Here is an 18,431-nt window from a genome sequence, read left to right as displayed (position 1 = left end):
TCGTCGATTGACCCCATTCACGATTCAGGTCGAAGACGCGGTGATCGACTCCCTTCGTCGACGCCTGGCGGGCGCTCGTTGGGCCACTGCGCCGGCCGACGACGCCGGCTGGGTCTATGGCACGGATGCCGCATGGTTGCATGGCCTTGTCGATCACTGGATCACGGCGTACGACTGGCGGGCGGCCGAGCAGCAGCTCAATCGCTGGCCGCAGTTCAAGGCTTCGTTGAACGGCTTGGACATCCACTTCCAGTACATCAAGGGATCCTCGGCCCGGCCGCGCCCCTTGTTGCTCACGCATGGCTGGCCGGGCTCGATCCTGGAGTTTCAGGCGTGCATCGAGCGCCTGGCCTTTCCCGAACGTCGCGGCGGTGATGCGCGCGAGGGTTTCGATCTCGTCATTCCGTCTTTGCCCGGATACGGCTTCTCTGCGGCGCCGCCACGCCCGATCGGGCCGCGAGCGGTTGCCGCGCTGTGGCGCCAGTTGATGGTGGAGGTGCTTGGCTACAAGGAGTTCGCGGCTCAGGGAGGCGATTGGGGAGCGGCCGTCACCAGTTGGCTGGGCATCGACCATGCGGACGTGACGCGCGCCATCCATCTCAACATGCTGCCGAGCTGGGTCTTCACGCCTTCGGACTCGGCCACGGTTAGCGAATTGGCGTATCACGCACGGGTCGCAACGGTACGGTCGGCTGAATTGGGCTACTTCGCGATTCAAAGCACCAAGCCGCAGACCGTCGCACTTGCGCTGACGGACAGCCCGCTGGGTTTCGCCGCCTGGGTCTGCGAGAAATTCAGATCGTGGGGCGACACGCGGGGCGACATCGAGAGTCGCTTCTCGCGAGACACCTTGATCACGAACCTGATGATCTATCTGGTCAATGATGCCGTGGGGCCGGCGCTCTGGATGTACCGGGGACGCGCAGAGGAAAGCCCGCCCGGATCACGTGTGCCGAGGGTCGAGGTGCCCACAGGGGTGGCATGCTTCCCTTCGGAATTCATTCCGTACCCGCCCAGGATCGTCGCGGAGCGCGCCTATGCGGTGGCGCGATGGACCGAGATGGGCGCAGGCGGTCACTTCGCGGCCATGGAGGAGCCGGTGGCGTTCAGCGACGAGGTCCGCGCGTTCTTTTCGCAGGTTGGCTACTAGCCTGGAGGTCGGGTTCCCATTCCGGCTCCGGTTTCGGTTTCGGTTCCGGCTCCGGGTCTGCGGTGGCGGTCGATCCACCTCTGCGGCGCAGCGGCGGCCCATCGGCGGGAAGCCCGAGCGCCTCGCGCTCTTCACGGCTGAAGTCGACCGTGGCGTTCTCGACGTTGGGCAGGTTCATGTAGACGCGTCGCAGCAGCGATCGAAACGTCTCGGCTTCCTCGTCCGTCAGCACGGAGATCGCTGCCGCTTCGCGAACCAGCGCCAGGCGAATGATGCGGTCGTGCAGGCGCCGCCCCTTGCTCGTGAACACCGCGTGGCGCACCCGACCATCGTTCTCGTCGGGTTCCAGCCGGACCAGGCCCTGCGCCTGCATCGACTTGAGCGTGCGCGAGATCGCTCCCTTGTCCGCATCCAGCAGTTGAACAATGCGCTGCGCAGTGACCCTGCCTTCGATGGCCAGCATGACCATGACCCGCCAGGTCTCGATGCCGATGGCGTAGAGAGACAGATAGGCACTCGATGCGCCGCCCGAGAGGTTGCTGGCGATGAGAGTGAGAAGACCCGGCACGTACCGGTTGAGGTCGAGCACGGGTCCCTCCCGGGTGGGGCGCAGCGACGAGCGGGGATGGGGGTTGGATGCTTTTCGGGAGCTCACGAAAGGCTGGGGATGGATGCCATCCCTCAAGCCTAACGCCTTTTCCGCCCCGCCTCGGGGAGCCGCCTACCGCTGCCGCTCAGGAAGTGTCAGCTGGAGCCCATCCAGGACGTGGGTGATCTGCAACTGGCACCCCAGCCGACTCTGAGGTTGTCGGGGTGCGGCGGTGCAGTCGAGCATGTCGTTCTCGTTCTGGCTCATGGCGGGAAGCCGATCCAGCCACTCGGGATGCACCAGCACGTGGCACGTTCCGCACATCGCGGCGCCGCCGCATTCGCCGATGATTCCTTCGGTCGCGGCATCGACCGCCGTGCGCATGAAGGTGTTGCCGGCGACGGCATCGAGCTGGATCTCCCGGCCACCGGGCAGCGTGACGTTGACGATGGGCATGTTCGTTGACTGCGTCAGGCAGGGAAGATTTCCAGCGGGAGCTTTCGCATGGCTCGCAGCGAGTTGTTCAGGTGGCGCTCGTGGGGTGCGGTCAGTTCGATGCGCTTTACCCTGCGGGCCAGTGTCCTCAGGACGATCTCGCCTTCCATCCGCGCAATGATCTGGCCCACGCAGCCATGGATGCCGGCGCCGAACACGAGATGGCCCACGGGGTTGCGATCGACATTGAAGCGATCCGGTTCGGACCACTTGCGCGGATCCCGGTTCGCAGCGCCCAGGAGCGTCAGCACCTTGCGATCGCCGTCGATCTCAACGCCGTCAATCTCGACCGGACGCGACGTCGTACGGAAAATGGTCTGCACGATGGACTCGTACCGCAGGCCCTCTTCGAAGGTCTGCCGCGCGAGTGCCGGATTGGCATGCAGCTTGGCGTACTCGCCCGGGTGGCGCGCGAGCGTCAACAGAACATTGGCGATGCCGTTGATGGTGGTGTCGACGCCTGCAGAAAGGAACGATCGAACAAGCATCGGAGCCTGCTCGTGCGTGATCTCGCCTGTATCGGCCGCCTGGTAAATCAGATGGCCAAGTCCGCCCGGACGCAGGGCCTTCCGCTCGCAATGGTCCATGACCCAGGACGATACCGGTTTGAAACGCTCCATCGAACGCTCGAACAGGTCGTTGCGAGGCCCCAGCGCATTGAACACCATATCTCCGTAGAGGAGCAGGTTGTCGCGGCCTTCGGACTCGAGACCCACCGCGTCCGGAAACACCTTGAGGGGAAAGTGTTCCGCAAGCTCCTTGACGCCCTCGATTCGTCCTTTCTCCAGCAAGCGATCGAACATTGCTTCGGCTTCCGCCTCGAAGAGGTCGCGCAGCTGCTGGATGGTCTTGGGAGACATGACGCGCGAAATGACCGTCCGCACGACCGTGTGATCTGGCGGGTCCGCTTCGAGCAGCAGGCTCTTGGGACGGAAGGGCGCTTCGTGCTTGAAATTCGCCAGGCCGACGCCAGCCGAGGAAATGAAGCTTTCCCAGTTCGTCAGGACAGACTGGACCTGCGCGTGTCGCGCGACGACGTGCAAGTCGTATTTGGGTATGAAGACGACAGGTCCGGCCTCGCGCAGGATATCGTGCATCTCGTACGGTTCGTCGATCATCGCGTCGCTGAATGGGTCGACGTCGATCCGGGGAATCTGCGTTGCTATCGCTTCCATGTCTTACATCCTTTCGTGGGCAAGAATCGAATGTAGAGACATTTAGTTGAACGTTCAACATTTTTCGCGTGCTCGATTTCCCTAGGTTCGCGCGGACCTATCTTTTCGGTCTCTTGGACAGTCCGATAGTGCATGGCGATGGATTTGCGAAAAGAAGCGTTCGGGTAGAATGATTGAGCCAATGAACTCTGGTTCTCTCCCCATGGATTTTTCTGCCATCGCACCGACCCGGGCCGTCGACGAAATCTCCGCTCAAGTGAGGGAAATGATCGCGGGCGGGCGACTCAAGCCCGGTGACCGTCTGCCATCCGAGCGCGACCTTTCGGCGCGACTTGGCGTGAGTCGCAACACGCTTCGTGAAGCCTTGCGTGCGCTCGAACATGCAGGCATCGTCGAGATGCGGAAGGGCGCCACCGGCGGCGCCTTCGTGCGTTTCGGAAGCTCCGGCGTGATCGTCAGTGGAATGCGCGACCTCTATCACCTGGGCGCCATTACGCCCGAGCAACTCACCGAGGCGAGGGTATGGCTGTCCGAAGTCGTCGTGCGCGTGGCGTGCGAACGAGCGACGGACGAGGACTTCGCGGCGCTCGAGGGCAACATCAACGCCGTGGCGAAGGCCTCCGAGTTCGATGAGCGCGCCCGGCACAACCGCCAGTTCCATGTCCTCCTGGCCCAAGCCACACGCAATCCGATTCTCGTGATCACGATGGAAGGCATCGTCGAAGTCTTCGCCCATTTCATCGCCCAGATCGGGCCGAGCGACAACTCGTTCATCCTGCCTTCGCGCCGCCGCTTCTTGAAGCATCTGCGCGCTCGTGACGCCACCGCAGCCGTCGCCGAGATGACCAAGGCGCTGACCAGGTTGCAGACGAAGTACATGGACCAGTGGGATGCCCGATTGGCGGCCTCACACGGTGCCGATTAGCGCTGACGCTTCGCAACGATGCCTCGCACCAGTCGGTAGGCGAACACCATCGCCGGCCCCAGCGTAGCGCCGGGCCCGGGATAGGTACCCCGCCAGATCGATGCCATGTCGTTCCCGCACGCGTAGAGCCCGGGGACGACGAGCCCCGAAGCGGTGAGCACCTCACCATCCGCTGTCGTCGAAATGCCCGAACTGCTCGCTGACTCGCCAGGCCAGATCTCGAGACCGACATAGGGACCTTCGATCAAGGGCGCCAGGCAAGGATTGGGCACCTGGTCCGGATCGCCGTTGAAGCGACTCACCGCCGTACTGCCCTTGCCGAACACGACGTCACCACCCTGGACGGCGGCTTCGTTCATCTGCCTGACGCTTGACTCGAGCCCTTCGGCTTCGATGCCCAATTTGCGGGCCAGGGCTTCAAATGTGTCGGCGACAGCGACATAGCCGCGCTCCACCCAGGTGCCCAGGTCCGTTTTGCCCGGATGGATGGCGCCCAGGCCGTACTGTTTCACGAAGGCGACGTTGCAGATGAGATAGGCGGGCGCCGGGCCTTGCACCTTTTCGCTTGCCAGCCGCATGGCTTCGACGAAGTGGTGATACGACGCGCCTTCGTTGACGAAGCGCCGGCCGGCGCGATCGACCGCGAGCAGGCCGGGCTTGGCGCGGTCCAGGAACAGGTGAGGGTAGAGCGATTGGCGCCCGGCCCGCTCGGGCACCAGCGACACGGGTTGCCACAGGAAATCGGGCGTACTGCGCTCGAGCGCTGCGCCCACGGCGAGCGCGGCCGTGATTCCTTCGCCCCGATTGCCCTCGAAGGACAGGGAGCGCGATTGCAGGACATCGGTGCCGAACGCTCGCCGCAATTCGCTGGAGTGTCCCACGCCGCCCGTGCACAGCACAACGCCGGCCGTCGAGCCGATGACCCGGCTCTCGCCGGACTCTCCCCTCCGGATCCGGGCACCTGAGACGCGTCCGGCCTCGTGGACAAGGCTCTCGCAACGCATGCCATACAACACGGTCACCCCCGCTTGCTGCAGGCTCATGAGCAGGCGCGCCACCAGCGCGTTGCCCATCACCAGGCGTGTGCCGCGGCGGTAGCCCCTGAGGCGGTCGAGGGCGTAGCGGCTGAGCAGGCGCGCAGTGTGAAGAAGCTTGCCCGTGGAGCGAAAGCGCCCGAGCAATGCGCTGATGTCCGCCTTGCCGACCATCATGCCGCCAAGAACCATGAAATGCGGCATTGGCGGCCGCACGCGAAAGAATGCGTTGCCTAGCCGTCGGCCATCGAATTCCACCGGAGAGATCGCTCTGCCGGCCATGGCAGCACCGGGCAGTTCGAGATAGTCAGGATGAGTGCCCGCGGATCGAAACTCCACGCTCGAGTTCGCTTCGAGATAGTCGATAGCCTCCGCTGCGCAAGACAGGTAGGCCGTCCGCAAGCCTTGCGGATCGTCCGGACCGATCAACGCATCGAGGTAGGTCCGCGCCTCGTCGAGACTGTCGCCATGACCGGCGCGCGTGCCGTGACTGCTGCCCGGGATCCAGAGTGTGCCGGCCGATGTGGAGGTGGTGCCGCCCACCTGCTCGGTGGCCTCGAGCAGTGTCACCTTCAAGCCATGCAGCGCGGCAACCAGCGCTGCGGTCATGCCTGCTGCGCCGGCGCCGACCACGACGAGGTCGTTATGACACTCGTCAGGACGATCCGCCTTCAACACCGCCATGTCGGCGTCATGCGGATCCAACCGTTGGTGCAGCAACTCGCCGCCCGAACGCTCCCGAGCGTGCCATGTCTGCCACCTTGTCAGGACTCCAGCCCAGAACCTCGCGCAGCACCGCCTCGGTGTCCTGCCCGATGCTCGGCGCAGGTGTCGGATCGACCATCGGTGTGCGCGCGTAGCGGATCGGCGAGGCGATGTTCGGAATCTGGCCCAGCGTGGGATGGGGGATGTGCGTCACCACGCGACGCGCCTCGGCTTCGGCCGAGCGCATCGCTTCTCCCACGGTGCGAACCTCGCCGCACGGGATCTGCGCCTCGCGCATCCGGGCTTGCCAGTGCGGCCAAGGGTGCTGTCGAAAAGCCTCGCCGAGTTCCTGAAACAGGAAGTCGCGCCGGGCGATGCGGCCGTTGCGGTTCATCAGCGTCTCGTCGCCCGCCAGGTCGGGCCGTTCGAGGACCTGTCCGACCAGCCTCTGGAAGATCTTGTCGTTGCCGCAGTTGATGTAGAAGGGCTTGTCGGAGGCCTCGAAGACACCCGAGGGGCAGGTGTCGGGGCTCGTGTTGCCATTGCGCTCAGGCTCCTTGCCGGAGACAAGATGCTGCATGGTGGCCCACCCCGTCATCAGCAGGCCGGTGTCGAACAGGGCCACCTCGACGAACTGGCCTTCGCCTTGCCGCTCGCGTGCGAAGAGGGCGCCCAGGATCGCGTTGGAAACCATCATCGCGGTGCTGATGTCCATGACGGCTGACGAGGCGCGAACACCCATGCGGTCCGGGTATCCGTTCATGGAGACGAAGCCGCTCTCCGCCTGGACCACGGGGTCGAAGCCGAGGCGGTCGGAGAACGGACCTTCGCGGCCGTAGGCCGAGACGGAGCAGTAGATCAGCTTGGGATTGAGCTCTCGGCAGGCCTCGTAGTCGAGGCCGAACCGCGCCATGACGCCGGTCGAGAAGTTCTCGACGACCACGTCGGCGCCTGCAATCAGGCTCCGTACGACCTCGATTCCCGCGGGAGCCTTGAGGTCGATGGCAACGCTGCGCTTGTTGCGATTGCTCCAGAGGAATGGGCCGCCCTGGGCTTCCAGCCCCGGGACTGCGGGCGGGTAGTAGCGGAGCTCGTCGCCGCGCTCGGGCGGCTCGATCTTCACCACATCGGCGCCCATGTCGGCGAGGAACATCGTCGCCAGCGGCCCGGCGATGAAGTGGGTGAAGTCGACCACGCGGATGCCCTGCAGGGCCGTCGGCGCCTGCGCGGGTCGAGCGACGTGGGCCGGGAATTCCGCCGCGCGTTGGGCGAGTGTGGGCTGAATGGAGGTGGTCATGAATGCTGGATGTGGTTCACGGCGCGTAGCCGAAGTCCTTGCCGGGCTCGGCTCGCATGAATTCGCTGCCTGCAGCCATCCAGTCCGCTCCTTCGGGCACCGTGATGGAGATCGCGCGGACGAGGAACTTCGATGCGTCCTGGACCGATGGCGGACGCACGCCTTCGGCGCGCAGGCGCTTGACCGCCTCCAGCAGCACGCGACGGGTTCTCGCAACGCCGCTGTCGCTCAGGCCCAGGTTTTCCTTGCTGCGGTCGTAGATGGGCGAGACGCCGGATTGGCAGGCCGCGTCCTGCAGCCACAGTCCGGGCATTCCGGCGTTGTAGGTCTTGGCCAGCTCCGGCGCATAGCCGTAGGCGTTGTCGCGGTTGTACCTGCTCCAGTACGTGTGGTACGGATGGGTCACGGGGCGCGGTTCGGCGAACGATGCCTCGGATGCGTGACCGGTTTCCCGGTCCTTGTAGCCGCTCTTGAAAAGCTTGCGTGTCTTCTCGTAGAAGGGCTGCGCGGGATGGTACGAGAACATGATGCACAGCGTGTGCTCGTCGTCGATCGGCACCCAGGCATGGCCGCTCAGCTCGGGATACTGCGAGAAGGGAGGCACGAGGGTCCAGAACGGCATCAGGAACTGGTTGACGCGGATGTAGTTGTGGTCTTCGCCCAGCTTTCGCCGCGACGCGACATGCAGGCCGCCATCGTGCTGCACGACTTCGAACTTCGGCGTCAGATCCGCTGCCTGTTTCCATTGGTCGATGCTGCCGCCCGCGTCGACGCGCCCGTGCAGGATGGCCGCGTGTGCCGAATCGATCTCGCCCTCGAGCGCCTGAAGCCAGTTGCAGTCCTGGATGCGCATGGACACATGCACGTTCTCCTGAGGGACCATGTTCCATTCCATGCTGGGCAGTTCCGGCGGGTTCTCGTCGGGGCCCATGTAGGTCCAGAGCATGCCGTTGCGTTCGCGAACGGGGTAGGCCTTCACCCGGACCCGATTGAGCATCGGTGTGTTTGCCGGCTCGGCGGGCATGTCCTGACAGCGGCCATCGACCGAGAACTTCCAGCCGTGATAGACGCAGCGCAGGCCGCCTTCTTCGTTGCGCGCGAACACGAGCGGGGCACCACGGTGAGGGCAGGCCTGGTCGACCAGGCCTACGCGCCCCTCGCTGTCGCGAAACGCCACCAGGTCTTCGCCCAGCAGGCGGACCCGGTACGGCTGACCATCCACCGGAACGTCGTCCGAAAGCAGGAAAGGAAGCCAGTACATGCGCATCAGATCGCCCATGGCCGTCTGCGGGCCGACGCGCACCAGCAGTTCGTTGTCTTCGGTTTTCAGCATCGCGTTATCCTTATTAATGGTTCAACCATTGATAGAATTTAGCAGATTCGTGATACGCTGTCTACATGAACCCGATCAAATTCCCCGTGGTCGTTCGAGACCGAAGAATGGAGACAGCAGAAGTGGTCTGCCTGGAACTGGCCTCGGCCGGCGGTGAACCTTTGCCCGACTTCATGCCCGGGGCCCATGTCGATGTCCAGATGCCCGAAGGACAGCTCAGGAGCTACTCGCTCGTGAGGCGCGCAGTGGACCGTTGCGCCTATCTCATCGCCGTCAAGCGCGAAGCGCAGGGACGCGGAGGCTCTGCGTGTCTGCACGACAAGGCCGTCGTGGGGGCCGCCCTGGAAATCAGTGTTCCGAAGGGTGACTTCACGCTGGTGGAGCAGTCGGAACTGAGTTGCTTCTTGGCCGGCGGGATCGGCATCACGCCGCTGTTGCCGATGATCGAGCGGCTCGCCGAACTGGGACATCCTTGGCAGCTTCACTACGCAGCCCCGGCGCCTTCACGCATGGCATTCCACGATCGATTGATGGAACTGGCGGGAGGCGGCGGGCAGGTCTTCTTCCACTTCTCCGACGGATCGACGCCGCGCATGGACGTGAGTCAGGTGGTTCGCGCATTGGAAGGATCACCGGCTGCGCACCTGTATTGCTGTGGTCCTGCTCGCATGGTCGACGACTTCCTGGATGCGGCAAAGAATCGTTCGTCCGAGACAGTGCACTACGAACGCTTCGCCGCCGCCCAGCCGCTGGCCACCGAGGGCGGCTACACGGTGGAACTGGCCAGCACCGGCCAGCGTCACACCGTGCCGAGTGGCAAGACGATCCTCGACGTGCTGCTGGCGGCAGGCATGGACATGCCGTATTCCTGCGGCCAGGGCGTCTGCGGTTCGTGCTACACGAAGGTCATCTCGGGCGACGTGGACCACCGGGATTGTTTCCTCACGCAGGACGAGCAGGCCTCTAACAGCGCCATGCTGATCTGCTGCTCCGGCGCCCGATCGGGCAACCTGGTCCTGGACCTTTGAAGCGAGGCGATACATGAACCAACCGATCGTGCTCGGCCATGCAGAAATGGACGACGTGCATGCCGAATTCGAAGAACTCCTGTCTACTGCCGGTGTCTGCAGCGACCAGGAACTCCTTTGCACCTTGGATGCATTGATCGTTCATCTCGAAAGCCATTTCGCGATGGAAGACAACTGGATGTCGGGCGGAGACTTTCCGCCTCGCGATTGCCATGCGGCCGAACATGCTGCAGTCCTGCGCTCGGCGAGCGAGGTGCGCCCGCTGGTCGCCGCGGGGAATTTCGTGATTGGTCGGTCGTTCATCCGGGCCTTGGGCGAATGGTTTCCAGCCCATGCGACGCACCTGGACTCGGCGCTGGCCACGTGGATCTGCAAGCAGCGGCTGGGCGCCAAGCCGCTGGTCTTTCATCGAGGGGTCGCCACGCATTGACTCATTGTTAGTATGGTTCTACCATTGATGACTCATTAAAACCGCTCCATCCGGAGACAACATGCCCCACTCTCGTCGCGCCGCCCTGACCACGGGCCTCCTTTTTTCGCTTGCCGCTGTCGCACCGCTCGTCTCGGCCCAGGACAAGTTTCCTTCGAAGCCGATCCGCATCGTGGTGCCCTACGCCGCGGGCGGAAGCACGGACCAGTTGGCACGGGCGATCCAGCAGCCCATGTCGGACTTCCTCAAGCAGCCGGTCATCGTCGAGAACAAGGTCGGCGCGGGTGGCTCCATCGGCACGGACTTCGTCGCCAAGGCACCCGCCGACGGCTACACGCTGGTTTTCGGAAACTCGGGCCCGAATGCGATTTTGCCGCTGCTGAAGAAGACGCCGTACGACGCCTTGAAGGATCTGCGTCCGATCTCCACCGTCGCCATCACGCCAATGATCCTGGCCATCGCCGCCGACAGCCCCGCGAAGAATCTGAAGGAGTTTCTCGCTGCGGCGAAGAAGTCCGGGAACGCATGGAACTTCGGCTCGGTGGGCAACGGCTCGCTGTCGCACCTGACGGGCGAATACTTCAATGGCCTGGCCAGCCTCCAGATGCTTCACGTGCCCTACAACGGAGGCGCGCCCATGATGACGGCCTTTGGCGGCGGCCAACTGCAGGCGGCCTTCGTGACCGGCCTCGACGGCCAGGCGATGGTGCAGGCCGGCAAGGTGCGGTACATCGCGGTGGGCACTCCGCAGCGCACTGCGACGGTGGCAGGCCTGCCGGCCATCGCCGAGGAGGTGCCCGGCTTCCGCAGCGTCGCCTGGTTCGGCGTGCTGGCACCCAGCGGCGTGCCGGACGCAGTGGCCGCGAAGCTGCACGAAGCGGTCGTGCATGCCGTCGCCCAGCCGGAGGTCAAGAAGATGTTCGCTGATCGAAACATCGAAGCCCGCAGCAGCACGCCCGAAGAGATGGGCCGCATGATCCGCGACGAGATGGCGCAGTGGGGGCCGGTGGCCCAGCGCGCGAACATCCGCTTGGATTGATGAACTCGAACGCCTTCGTGGCGCGGGGCCCGCTCGCAGGCCTGCGGGTGGTCGAGTTCGCCGGCCTCGGGCCGGCGCCCTTTGCATGCATGCTGCTTGCCGACATGGGCGCCGACGTCGTGCTGGTCGATCGGCCCGGTGCGCGCACGTCAGACCCCTTGCAGATCGTCAACCGTGGTCGCACGGTGGTGGCCGCCGATCTCAAGGCCCCCGCAGACAAGGAGCAGGTACTTGCCCTGCTCGACGCGGCCGATGTGCTCGTCGAGGGCTTCCGGCCGGGTGTCATGGAGCGCCTGGGACTGGGGCCCGAGGTCGTGATGGCCAGAAATCCGAGGCTGGTCTACGGTCGCATGACCGGGTGGGGCCAGGAAGGGCCACTGGCGAAGACCGCCGGCCACGACATCAACTACATCGCCCTGACCGGGGCGCTCGCAGCGATCGGTCCTAAGGATCGGCCCACCCCGCCCCTCAACCTCGTGGGCGACTACGCGGGCGGCAGCCTGTACCTGGCGCTCGGTGTGCTGGCGGCCGTGCATGAGACCAGTCGTTCGGGCAAGGGACAGGTCGTGGACTCGGCCATCACCGACGGTGTGATTCAGCTGATGACGCACTTCATCGCCCAGCAGCAGCGCGGGCGCTTCACCGAAGAGCGTGAAGGCAACATGCTGGACGGCGGTGCGCCCTGGTACGGCGTCTATGCCACTGCAGACGCACAGCACGTCGGCGTCGGTGCCATCGAACCCCAGTTCTTCTCGCTCTTCACCGACCGCCTCGGCCTCGACGAAAGCTGGAACGCAGCGCAGCACGACGAATCACGCTGGCCCGAACTGCGAGCAGCGATCGCGTCGGCGTTCAAGTCTCGCCCCCGTTCCGAATGGGAAGCAGTCTTTGCAGACAGCGACGCCTGTGTTTCTCCGGTACTCACGCTCAGCGAAGCGATGGTGCATCCGCACAATCTGGCGCGCGGCAACTTCGTGGAGATCGAGGGCGTGGTGCATCCCGCGCCTGCACCTCGCTTCTCGCGCACGCCGACCAGCGCGGTGGCCGCGCCGTCGGTGGCGGCTTCCACCGCCGAAGCCGCACTGCAGCGCTGGAAAGCGAAGGAACCAACCCTCAGGGAACAAGGACAGCGATGAGCGAGCGAACATTGCGAGGCAAGGTCGCGGTCGTCGGCATCGGCGAGACCGAGTACTTCAAGCACGGCCAGTCGCCTGAACCCGAGTTCAAGCTGGCACTGCGCGCGATTCTTGCGGCCTGCGGCGATGCGGGCATCAGTGCCCACGAGATCGACGGCTTCGCGTCGTACAGCGACGACCGAAGCGACGCCGTCAGGCTCGCGACGGCCCTCGGCCTGCCGCGCCTGCGTTCGTCGACCATGCAATGGGGCGGTGGTGGCGGTGGATGCTGCGGCGCAGTCGCCAACGGTGCGGCCGCGATCGCCACCGGCCAGGCCGATTGCGTGGTGGTCTTCCGTTCCCTGGCCCAAGGGCAGTTCGGACGCTTCGGGCAGAACTCGGCCTCGGGCACGATCTCGGGCGAGCGCTCCTATCTCGTGCCGTATGGCGTGATCGCACCGCCGCAGCGATTTGCCATGCGGGTCATGCGCTACATGCACGAGCACGGCGTCCGGCAGGAGGCGCTGCGGGCGATCGCGATGGCTTCCTATCACCACGCGCAGAACAACCCCCGAGCGGTGATGCACGGCAAGCCCCTGAGCGAAGAGCGCTATGACGCATCGCGCTGGATCGTCGAGCCCTTCCATCTGTTCGACTGCTGCATGGAAAACGACGGCGCCGCTGCGCTGATACTCATGGATGCCGAGCGGGCCAGGGACCTTCGACAGAAGCCCGTGTACGTGCTGGGTGCCGCATCGGGCGCGAGCGAGCGCTTCGGCAGCCAGGCGCACAACTCGCCGGACTATGCGTCGGCCAACTTCACCACCGTGGCTCGCGATCTCTACCGCATGGCGCGGGTCTCGCCCGCCGATGTGGGGGTGGTGCAGAGCTACGAGAACTTCACGGGCGGGGTGATCATGGCGCTGGCCGAGCATGGCTTCTTCGAGCCCGGGCAGGCCAACGATTTCCTGACGCTCGACAACCTGACGGCGCCCGCGGGCCGACTGCCTCTCAACACGAGCGGCGGCAACCTTGCGGAGTGCTACATGCACGGTTTCGAACTGGTGCTCGAAGCCGTGCGCCAGGTGCGCGGCACCTCCACCAACCAGGCGCCCCGGAACGACGTGGGGCTGGTCATCGGTGGGCCGATGGTGGCGCCCTCGAGCAACCTGATGCTCGGCTCTGCCGCGGCACTTTGAAGGGGCATCGATGACGACCAAGTTCTACCTACCAGAGGGGTTGCCGGCCCCTGTTGCCGAATCCGACGGCGTGGCGGAGCCGTTCTGGAGCGGTTTGCGGCAGGAGCGTCTGCGCGTACAGCGATGCGCCCGTTGCAGTACCTGGCAGTTCGGCCCGGAATGCCTCTGTCACCATTGCCATGCCTTCGATCCGGCGTGGGTGGAGATCCCCGCGGAGGGTGTGATCTACAGCTGGGAACGCGCCTGGCATCCGGTGCATCCGGCGCTCCAGAGCTGCGGCCCGTACTTGGCCGTTCTGGTTGAATTGCCGCATGCGGGCCGCGTGCGCCTGGTCGGCAATCTGTTGGGCGATCCCGTGCAGGAGGTCCGGATCGGCGCCGCGGTGACGGGCCAGTATGAGCATCACCCCAACGCAGCAGTGCCCTATTCGCTGCTGCAATGGCGGTACGCATGACGCACGAGAGGTATGCGGAAGACGGGGAGGCGAGCCGCGTGCTCGGCCAACTCCTGGACGCCCGGCACAGCTGTCGTGCATTCCTTGCGGATCCGGTGCCGCTTGCCGTGCAGCGGCAGATCCTCGAGCATGCATTGCGCACTGCCTCGTGGTGCAATGCGCAGCCGTGGAAGCTGCACATCACGCAGGGCGCGGCCACAGAGAGGTTTCGCGCGCTCATGCTCTCCGCCCCCGAGCCCGGCGAGGCGGGTCCCGACTTCGAATGGCCGAAGGCCTACGAAGGCGCACACCGACAACGTCGCTTCGACTGCGCGATGCAGCTCTACGACAGCGTGGGAATCGCGCGGGGCGACCGGGAGGCTTCGGCGCGCCAGGCACGCGAGAACTTCCGCCTTTTCGGCGCCCCTCACGTCGCGATCATCACCAGCGACGCGGCATTGAGCGTCTACGGCGCCGTGGACTGCGGGGCCTTCGTCGCCAACTTCCTGCTGGCCGCCACCAGCGTCGGCATCGCGACGGTTCCGCAGGCGTCGCTTGCCGGGCGGCCGAAGCGCGTGCGGGAGTTTTTCGGATTGGGCGATGACCGCCTGGTCGTCTGCGGGATCTCGTTCGGCTATGCCGACCCCGCGCATCCGGTCAACCGGTTCCGCACCACTCGGGCAGATCTGGATGACGTGGTGTCCTTCGTGTCGGGCTAGCCGTTGGCTGGGACCTCGTACCGACTCGACAGTTCGTCGAACAGATCCTTGTTGACCATGGCCTGCCTCTCGGCGAATCCGGCGACGAGTGTGGGGTCTTCGAGCAGGATTCCTTCTGCCTTCAGGCAACCCAGCGCATTCATCATCCCGCGCAAGGCGCCTTGCAGCGCCGCGTTCGCGTACAAGACCATTCCGAAGCCCAGTTCGGCAAATTGAGCCGCCGACAGGGCAGGGGTCTTGCCTCCGACTACGACGTTGGCAACCTGCGGGCAGGGGAGGCCGGCAATCTGCCTCAACTCGCCGACACTCAGGGGTGCTTCCACGAAGGTCAGGTCGGCGCCTGCCGATGCGTAGCGTCGGGCGCGGTCGAGAGCTTCTGGAAGGCCCTGGGCAGCACGTGCATCAGTGCGTGCGATGACGAGAAAATCGTGCTCTTGGCGTGCATCCACGGCTGCCTTGATCTTGGCGATCATTTCGGAGGCATCAATGATAGTCGTGCCCGAGAAGTGTCCGCACTTCTTCGGCATGACCTGATCCTCTAGTTGAATCGCGTTGGCCCCTGCGCGTTCCAGCGTTCGCACCGTGTGGCGCACGTTGAGGGCGTTGCCGAAGCCCGTATCCGCGTCGACGATCAGCGGAATCGAAACGACATCGCGCACTGCCGCCGTGTGATTCGCGACATCCGACAGGTTCATGAACCCGAGGTCCGGTACGCCATAGAAATTGTTCGTGAGGCCGGCGCCACTCAGGTATACCGCCTCGAAGCCCATGGACTCGATGACCCGGGCAGCAAGTGCGTTCCCGCAACCGGGAACCAGCATGCCGCGCCGGCTTTCGAGCAGCGTCCGCAAGGCCGTTCCGGGTCGGGGCTTCCCGTAGTGAGGATCTGGATTCATGGCTTCCGGGCCTGGGAGTCCGCAGCTGCCCTGGAAAAGTGCGAATGCAGCCGGGTGAGGTGGGTGGTCATGAGGGCTTGTGCGCGATCGGGGTCGCCCTCGCGAAGGCACCGCACGATCTGCCTGTGCGTGCGAACGGTAGATGTACGCGGAGGTGCATTGCTGCGTGCCAGAAGCGTCAATACCATGTCCGTGAGCGACTCCACGAGTATGACCATGACGTCGTTGTGCGTGGCGCGTCCCAGCAGGCGGTAGAACTGCAGAAGCTGTACGCGGCGCTCGTCGAGATGCCCTTGTCGTGTGAGAAGCGCCGTGCGGTCGAGGCTCTGATCGAGCAGATCGAAGTCTTCCTTGGTGCCACGTTCGCAGGCCAGGCGCACCACCGCGCTCTGGACGATCGTGCGACTCTCGGTGAGGGATGCGATGGAGATGCCGCCAACGCTCAACAAGTCATTGAGCGATCGGCTCACCTGGGTCGAATCCGCCTGGCGTACGAACGTTCCCCCCTTTACTCCGCGACGCTGTTCGACGACGCCGCCCCGTTCCAGATTGCGCAGTGCCTCGCGTACGGCTGCGCGCGAGGCACCGTACGATTCCGCGAGGTCGCGTTCCGATGGAAGCTTGTCGCCGGGCTGCAGGTCACCGCGTGAAAGCTTGTCGCGCAACTGGTCGCAGATCGCCTCGAACACGCGCGGCGCGCGCGTCGGTGTTGCGACATTTGCGGTGCCGCTCACTCGGCCACCACCCCGGCGGCCTTGACCATCACCGCCGTGGATTCGACCTCACGAGCGATGGCCTCGCGCAGCTGCTTGCCGTCGCCCGCCACAACGGCCAAGCCTTTGGACACGACCTGTTGCTGCGCAAATTCCGGATCTGCCAATGCGGCCTGCACGGCCGCTCGGATCTCGTTGAGAACCTCAGCCGGCGTGCCCGCTGGCGCGAAGAGGCCGTACCAGATTGAGATCTTGGCGTACGGCAGCCCCTGCTGAGATGTCGTGCTCACCCTGGGATACTGCGCGATGACGCTGTCGCCGGCCACCGCCAGCGGCTTGACCTTCCCCGAGGCCACGAAAGGCGCGACCACCGCAGCGCTACCCGTGCCGAGTTGCACGTCGCCTGCGGCAAGGGCAGTCAGATTCGGCGTGATGCCGTTGTACGGGATGTGCGTCAGATCGACCTTCTCGCGTTCGTTCACGAGCGAGAACAGCAGGTGCGGCTGACTGCCATTTCCGAACGAGCCGTAGTTGACGGTCCCCGGCTTGGCGCGAGCGATCTCCACAGCTTCCCTCAGGGTATTGGCCGGAAAGCCGACGTGGGCCACGACCAATTGATCGGCCTGGACCATCAGGGTGATCGGGTCGAAGCTCTTGTCCGGGTCGTAGGGCAGCTTCTTGTAGAGGTATCGGTTCCCGACCATGGTTTGATTGACCGTCGCCAGCAGTGTGTAGCCGTCGGCAGGCGATTGCGCTACGTACTGGGTGCCGATTAAGGATCCCGCGCCCGGCTTGTTCTCCACCACGATGGGCTGGCCCCAGCGCGCTGTGAGCCTGGGGCCCAACGCACGCGTGAGCACGTCGATGCCGCCGCCGGGTGCGAATGGAACGATGATTCGAACCGGCTTGGCGGGAAACGAAGTCGCCGAACCCTGGGCCGCCGCCTGGAGGCAGATGCCTGCTCCCAGCGCGAGGACGACGGTGCAGGAAAGGATTTTCATTGTGTGGTCTCCATAAGCTCAGATATGAACCAGGCCGTCGAACAGACGTCGGGTGGTGCGATAGAAGGAACCGTAGTCGGCTCGCCAGCCGTCCTCGCCGTGCCGGACGTCGGCTGCCACCGTCAGCACGCCCGAAGGCATGGCGATGCGCAGCGCGGAGGTCACCCGGCCCGGCGCTGCCAGCGTCGACGGGACGCTGCCGTCGATCTGCATCGCGACGGCGGTACACAGCGCTCCCGTCAGTGGCAAGGCGCGATGGGGCTGGCCGTTGGAGATCATGCGGATCACCAGGTCGGCCTCGCCGGCGGCGATCCGATGTCCGCCCAGCGCCAGCGTCTCCTGCGGCGCGCTCACGACAGCGATGAGAGGAATCATGCGGACGTCGGCTGCTGCCGCAACCGTGGGAGCGATGCCCATGGCCACGGAGCTTCGCAACCGGATGTCCTGCAAGGTCTTCAACGTCTCGGGGCGCATCGCCAATTCATCGGGACTTTCGGCGCCGGACAAACCAATGTCCGTGGCCTTGACGAAAACGCATGCATTCGCCGCATCGACGAGGGAAACCAGAATCCGCCTGCGGCCGGGCAGCTCGAGACTATGGGTCGATGCGCCCGTTGGCAGCAGTCTGCCGGTTGACGCGCCTCCGGGGTCCAGGAAGTCCAATCGAACGGGGGCACCGGTACCCGACACGCCAGGAATGGAAAGTTGCCCCTCTCGCACGCTGCGACCTCCGTGGACTGCGAAGGTCGCTAGGATCACCTTGCGCGTGTTCGTGTTGTGGATGCGCACGACGGCATCGCCTTGTGTGCTGGCCTGCACCAATCCCTCGTCCACTGCGAAGGGGCCGATGGCGGATGACATATTGCCGCAGTTGCCGCTGTAGTCGACCTTGGCGTCATGCACCTGAACCTGTGCAAAGGTGTAGTCGACATCCGCATCGGGGCGACTTGGCGGACCCACTACGCACACCTTCGACAGTGATGAAACACCGCCGCCCATGCCGTCGAGTTGGCGGCCGTGGGGATCCGGGCTGCCCATGGCCGCCAGAAAGATCGCGTCCCACTTCGCCTGCTCGACCGGAAGGTCGCGTCGGTGGAAGACCAGCGCCTTGCTGCTTCCGCCGCGGATGAAGGCCGCTGGATAGGCGCTTCTCAT

General features: G+C 64.9%; 19 protein-coding genes. 9 read left to right on the top strand and 10 right to left on the bottom strand.

The genetic code is table 11. The annotated features are described in order from the left end of the window. The first annotated feature begins 7 nt into the window (after positions 1–7). On the top strand, positions 8–1,150 hold the full coding sequence (locus tag QTH87_RS22290) for an epoxide hydrolase family protein (RefSeq protein WP_286612257.1): 1,143 nt from the start codon (positions 8–10) through the stop codon (positions 1,148–1,150). Here the strand turns inward: QTH87_RS22290 and QTH87_RS22285 are convergent. The 3 genes from QTH87_RS22285 to QTH87_RS22275 all read right to left on the bottom strand — a co-directional run bounded on the left by QTH87_RS22285 (position 1,107) and on the right by QTH87_RS22275 (position 3,409). Further along, positions 1,107–1,739 (bottom strand): MarR family winged helix-turn-helix transcriptional regulator, encoded by a 633-nt coding sequence (locus QTH87_RS22285; RefSeq protein WP_286612256.1) that lies wholly within the window; start codon positions 1,737–1,739, stop codon positions 1,107–1,109. The two genes, QTH87_RS22290 and QTH87_RS22285, sit on opposite strands and share 44 nt — an antisense overlap. Positions 1,740–1,871: 132 nt before the next feature. Next, positions 1,872–2,195: a 2Fe-2S iron-sulfur cluster-binding protein gene (locus tag QTH87_RS22280; protein ID WP_286612255.1), complete on the bottom strand. Its 324-nt coding sequence runs from the start codon at positions 2,193–2,195 to the stop codon at positions 1,872–1,874. A 14-nt stretch (positions 2,196–2,209) separates the two neighbouring features. Continuing rightward, positions 2,210–3,409 carry a cytochrome P450 gene (locus QTH87_RS22275; RefSeq protein WP_286612254.1) on the bottom strand — a complete coding sequence of 400 codons (1,200 nt, stop codon included), beginning with the start codon at positions 3,407–3,409 and terminating at the stop codon, positions 2,210–2,212. 181 nt (positions 3,410–3,590) lie between these two features. Here QTH87_RS22275 and QTH87_RS22270 point away from each other — a divergent pair, with 181 nt between their 5' ends. Continuing rightward, entirely contained in the window at positions 3,591–4,334 is a 744-nt protein-coding gene (locus tag QTH87_RS22270) for a FadR/GntR family transcriptional regulator (protein WP_286612253.1), read from the top strand. On the opposite strand, the gene QTH87_RS22265 is transcribed toward QTH87_RS22270, so the two are convergent. Genes QTH87_RS22265 through QTH87_RS22255 form a run of 3 tightly spaced genes read right to left on the bottom strand, consistent with a single transcriptional unit; the run spans position 4,331 to position 8,703 of the window. Further along, positions 4,331–6,073: an FAD-dependent oxidoreductase gene (locus QTH87_RS22265; protein ID WP_286612252.1), complete on the bottom strand. Its 1,743-nt coding sequence runs from the start codon at positions 6,071–6,073 to the stop codon at positions 4,331–4,333. The genes QTH87_RS22270 and QTH87_RS22265 overlap by 4 nt on opposite strands. Further along, positions 6,060–7,370 carry a CaiB/BaiF CoA transferase family protein gene (locus QTH87_RS22260; protein ID WP_286612251.1) on the bottom strand — a complete coding sequence of 437 codons (1,311 nt, stop codon included), beginning with the start codon at positions 7,368–7,370 and terminating at the stop codon, positions 6,060–6,062. The genes QTH87_RS22265 and QTH87_RS22260 overlap by 14 nt, the downstream gene beginning before the upstream one ends. Before the next feature lie 16 nt (positions 7,371–7,386). Then, the gene (locus QTH87_RS22255; RefSeq protein WP_286612250.1) at positions 7,387–8,703 is read right to left on the bottom strand and encodes a Rieske 2Fe-2S domain-containing protein; all 1,317 of its coding nucleotides are present in this window, start codon (positions 8,701–8,703) and stop codon (positions 7,387–7,389) included. A gap of 65 nt (positions 8,704–8,768) precedes the next feature. On the opposite strand from QTH87_RS22255, the gene QTH87_RS22250 reads away from it, so the two are divergent. The 7 genes from QTH87_RS22250 (at position 8,769) to QTH87_RS22220 (ending at position 14,666) form a co-directional block, all read left to right on the top strand. Then, positions 8,769–9,731 carry a PDR/VanB family oxidoreductase gene (locus tag QTH87_RS22250; protein ID WP_286612249.1) on the top strand — a complete coding sequence of 321 codons (963 nt, stop codon included), beginning with the start codon at positions 8,769–8,771 and terminating at the stop codon, positions 9,729–9,731. Positions 9,732–9,744: 13 nt separating this feature from the next. Beyond that, positions 9,745–10,161, top strand: a complete 417-nt coding sequence (locus QTH87_RS22245) for a hemerythrin domain-containing protein (protein WP_286612248.1) — start codon at positions 9,745–9,747, stop codon at positions 10,159–10,161. Between the two features lie 61 nt (positions 10,162–10,222). Then, complete coding sequence (locus QTH87_RS22240; RefSeq protein WP_286612247.1) at positions 10,223–11,200, top strand: Bug family tripartite tricarboxylate transporter substrate binding protein; 978 nt, start codon at positions 10,223–10,225, stop codon at positions 11,198–11,200. Further along, positions 11,200–12,336 (top strand): CaiB/BaiF CoA transferase family protein, encoded by a 1,137-nt coding sequence (locus QTH87_RS22235; RefSeq protein WP_286612246.1) that lies wholly within the window; start codon positions 11,200–11,202, stop codon positions 12,334–12,336. Before QTH87_RS22240 ends, QTH87_RS22235 begins: the two co-directional genes overlap by 1 nt. Continuing rightward, positions 12,333–13,514, top strand: a complete 1,182-nt coding sequence (locus QTH87_RS22230) for a thiolase C-terminal domain-containing protein (RefSeq protein ID WP_286612245.1) — start codon at positions 12,333–12,335, stop codon at positions 13,512–13,514. Before QTH87_RS22235 ends, QTH87_RS22230 begins: the two co-directional genes overlap by 4 nt. 10 nt (positions 13,515–13,524) lie before the next feature. After that, positions 13,525–13,968 (top strand): Zn-ribbon domain-containing OB-fold protein, encoded by a 444-nt coding sequence (locus QTH87_RS22225; RefSeq protein WP_286612244.1) that lies wholly within the window; start codon positions 13,525–13,527, stop codon positions 13,966–13,968. Beyond that, positions 13,965–14,666, top strand: a complete 702-nt coding sequence (locus QTH87_RS22220) for a nitroreductase (RefSeq protein WP_286612243.1) — start codon at positions 13,965–13,967, stop codon at positions 14,664–14,666. The genes QTH87_RS22225 and QTH87_RS22220 overlap by 4 nt, the downstream gene beginning before the upstream one ends. On the opposite strand, the gene QTH87_RS22215 is transcribed toward QTH87_RS22220, so the two are convergent. The 4 genes from QTH87_RS22215 to QTH87_RS22200 are packed head-to-tail and all read right to left on the bottom strand — an operon-like array spanning position 14,663 to position 18,431. Next, complete coding sequence (locus QTH87_RS22215; RefSeq protein WP_444812827.1) at positions 14,663–15,562, bottom strand: isocitrate lyase/PEP mutase family protein; 900 nt, start codon at positions 15,560–15,562, stop codon at positions 14,663–14,665. The genes QTH87_RS22220 and QTH87_RS22215 overlap by 4 nt on opposite strands. Beyond that, positions 15,559–16,296, bottom strand: coding sequence for a FadR/GntR family transcriptional regulator (locus tag QTH87_RS22210; RefSeq protein WP_286612242.1), 738 nt, complete (start codon positions 16,294–16,296; stop codon positions 15,559–15,561). The genes QTH87_RS22215 and QTH87_RS22210 overlap by 4 nt, the downstream gene beginning before the upstream one ends. Then, complete coding sequence (locus tag QTH87_RS22205; RefSeq protein ID WP_286612241.1) at positions 16,293–17,276, bottom strand: Bug family tripartite tricarboxylate transporter substrate binding protein; 984 nt, start codon at positions 17,274–17,276, stop codon at positions 16,293–16,295. The genes QTH87_RS22210 and QTH87_RS22205 overlap by 4 nt, the downstream gene beginning before the upstream one ends. Positions 17,277–17,294: 18 nt before the next feature. Then, positions 17,295–18,431 (bottom strand): 2-methylaconitate cis-trans isomerase PrpF family protein, encoded by a 1,137-nt coding sequence (locus QTH87_RS22200; RefSeq protein WP_286612240.1) that lies wholly within the window; start codon positions 18,429–18,431, stop codon positions 17,295–17,297.

Origin of the sequence: Variovorax jilinensis, from assembly GCF_030316885.1 — a bacterium.
Lineage (GTDB): Bacteria > Pseudomonadota > Gammaproteobacteria > Burkholderiales > Burkholderiaceae_C > Variovorax > Variovorax jilinensis.
This window is presented reverse-complemented; position numbering and strand designations above follow the sequence as displayed.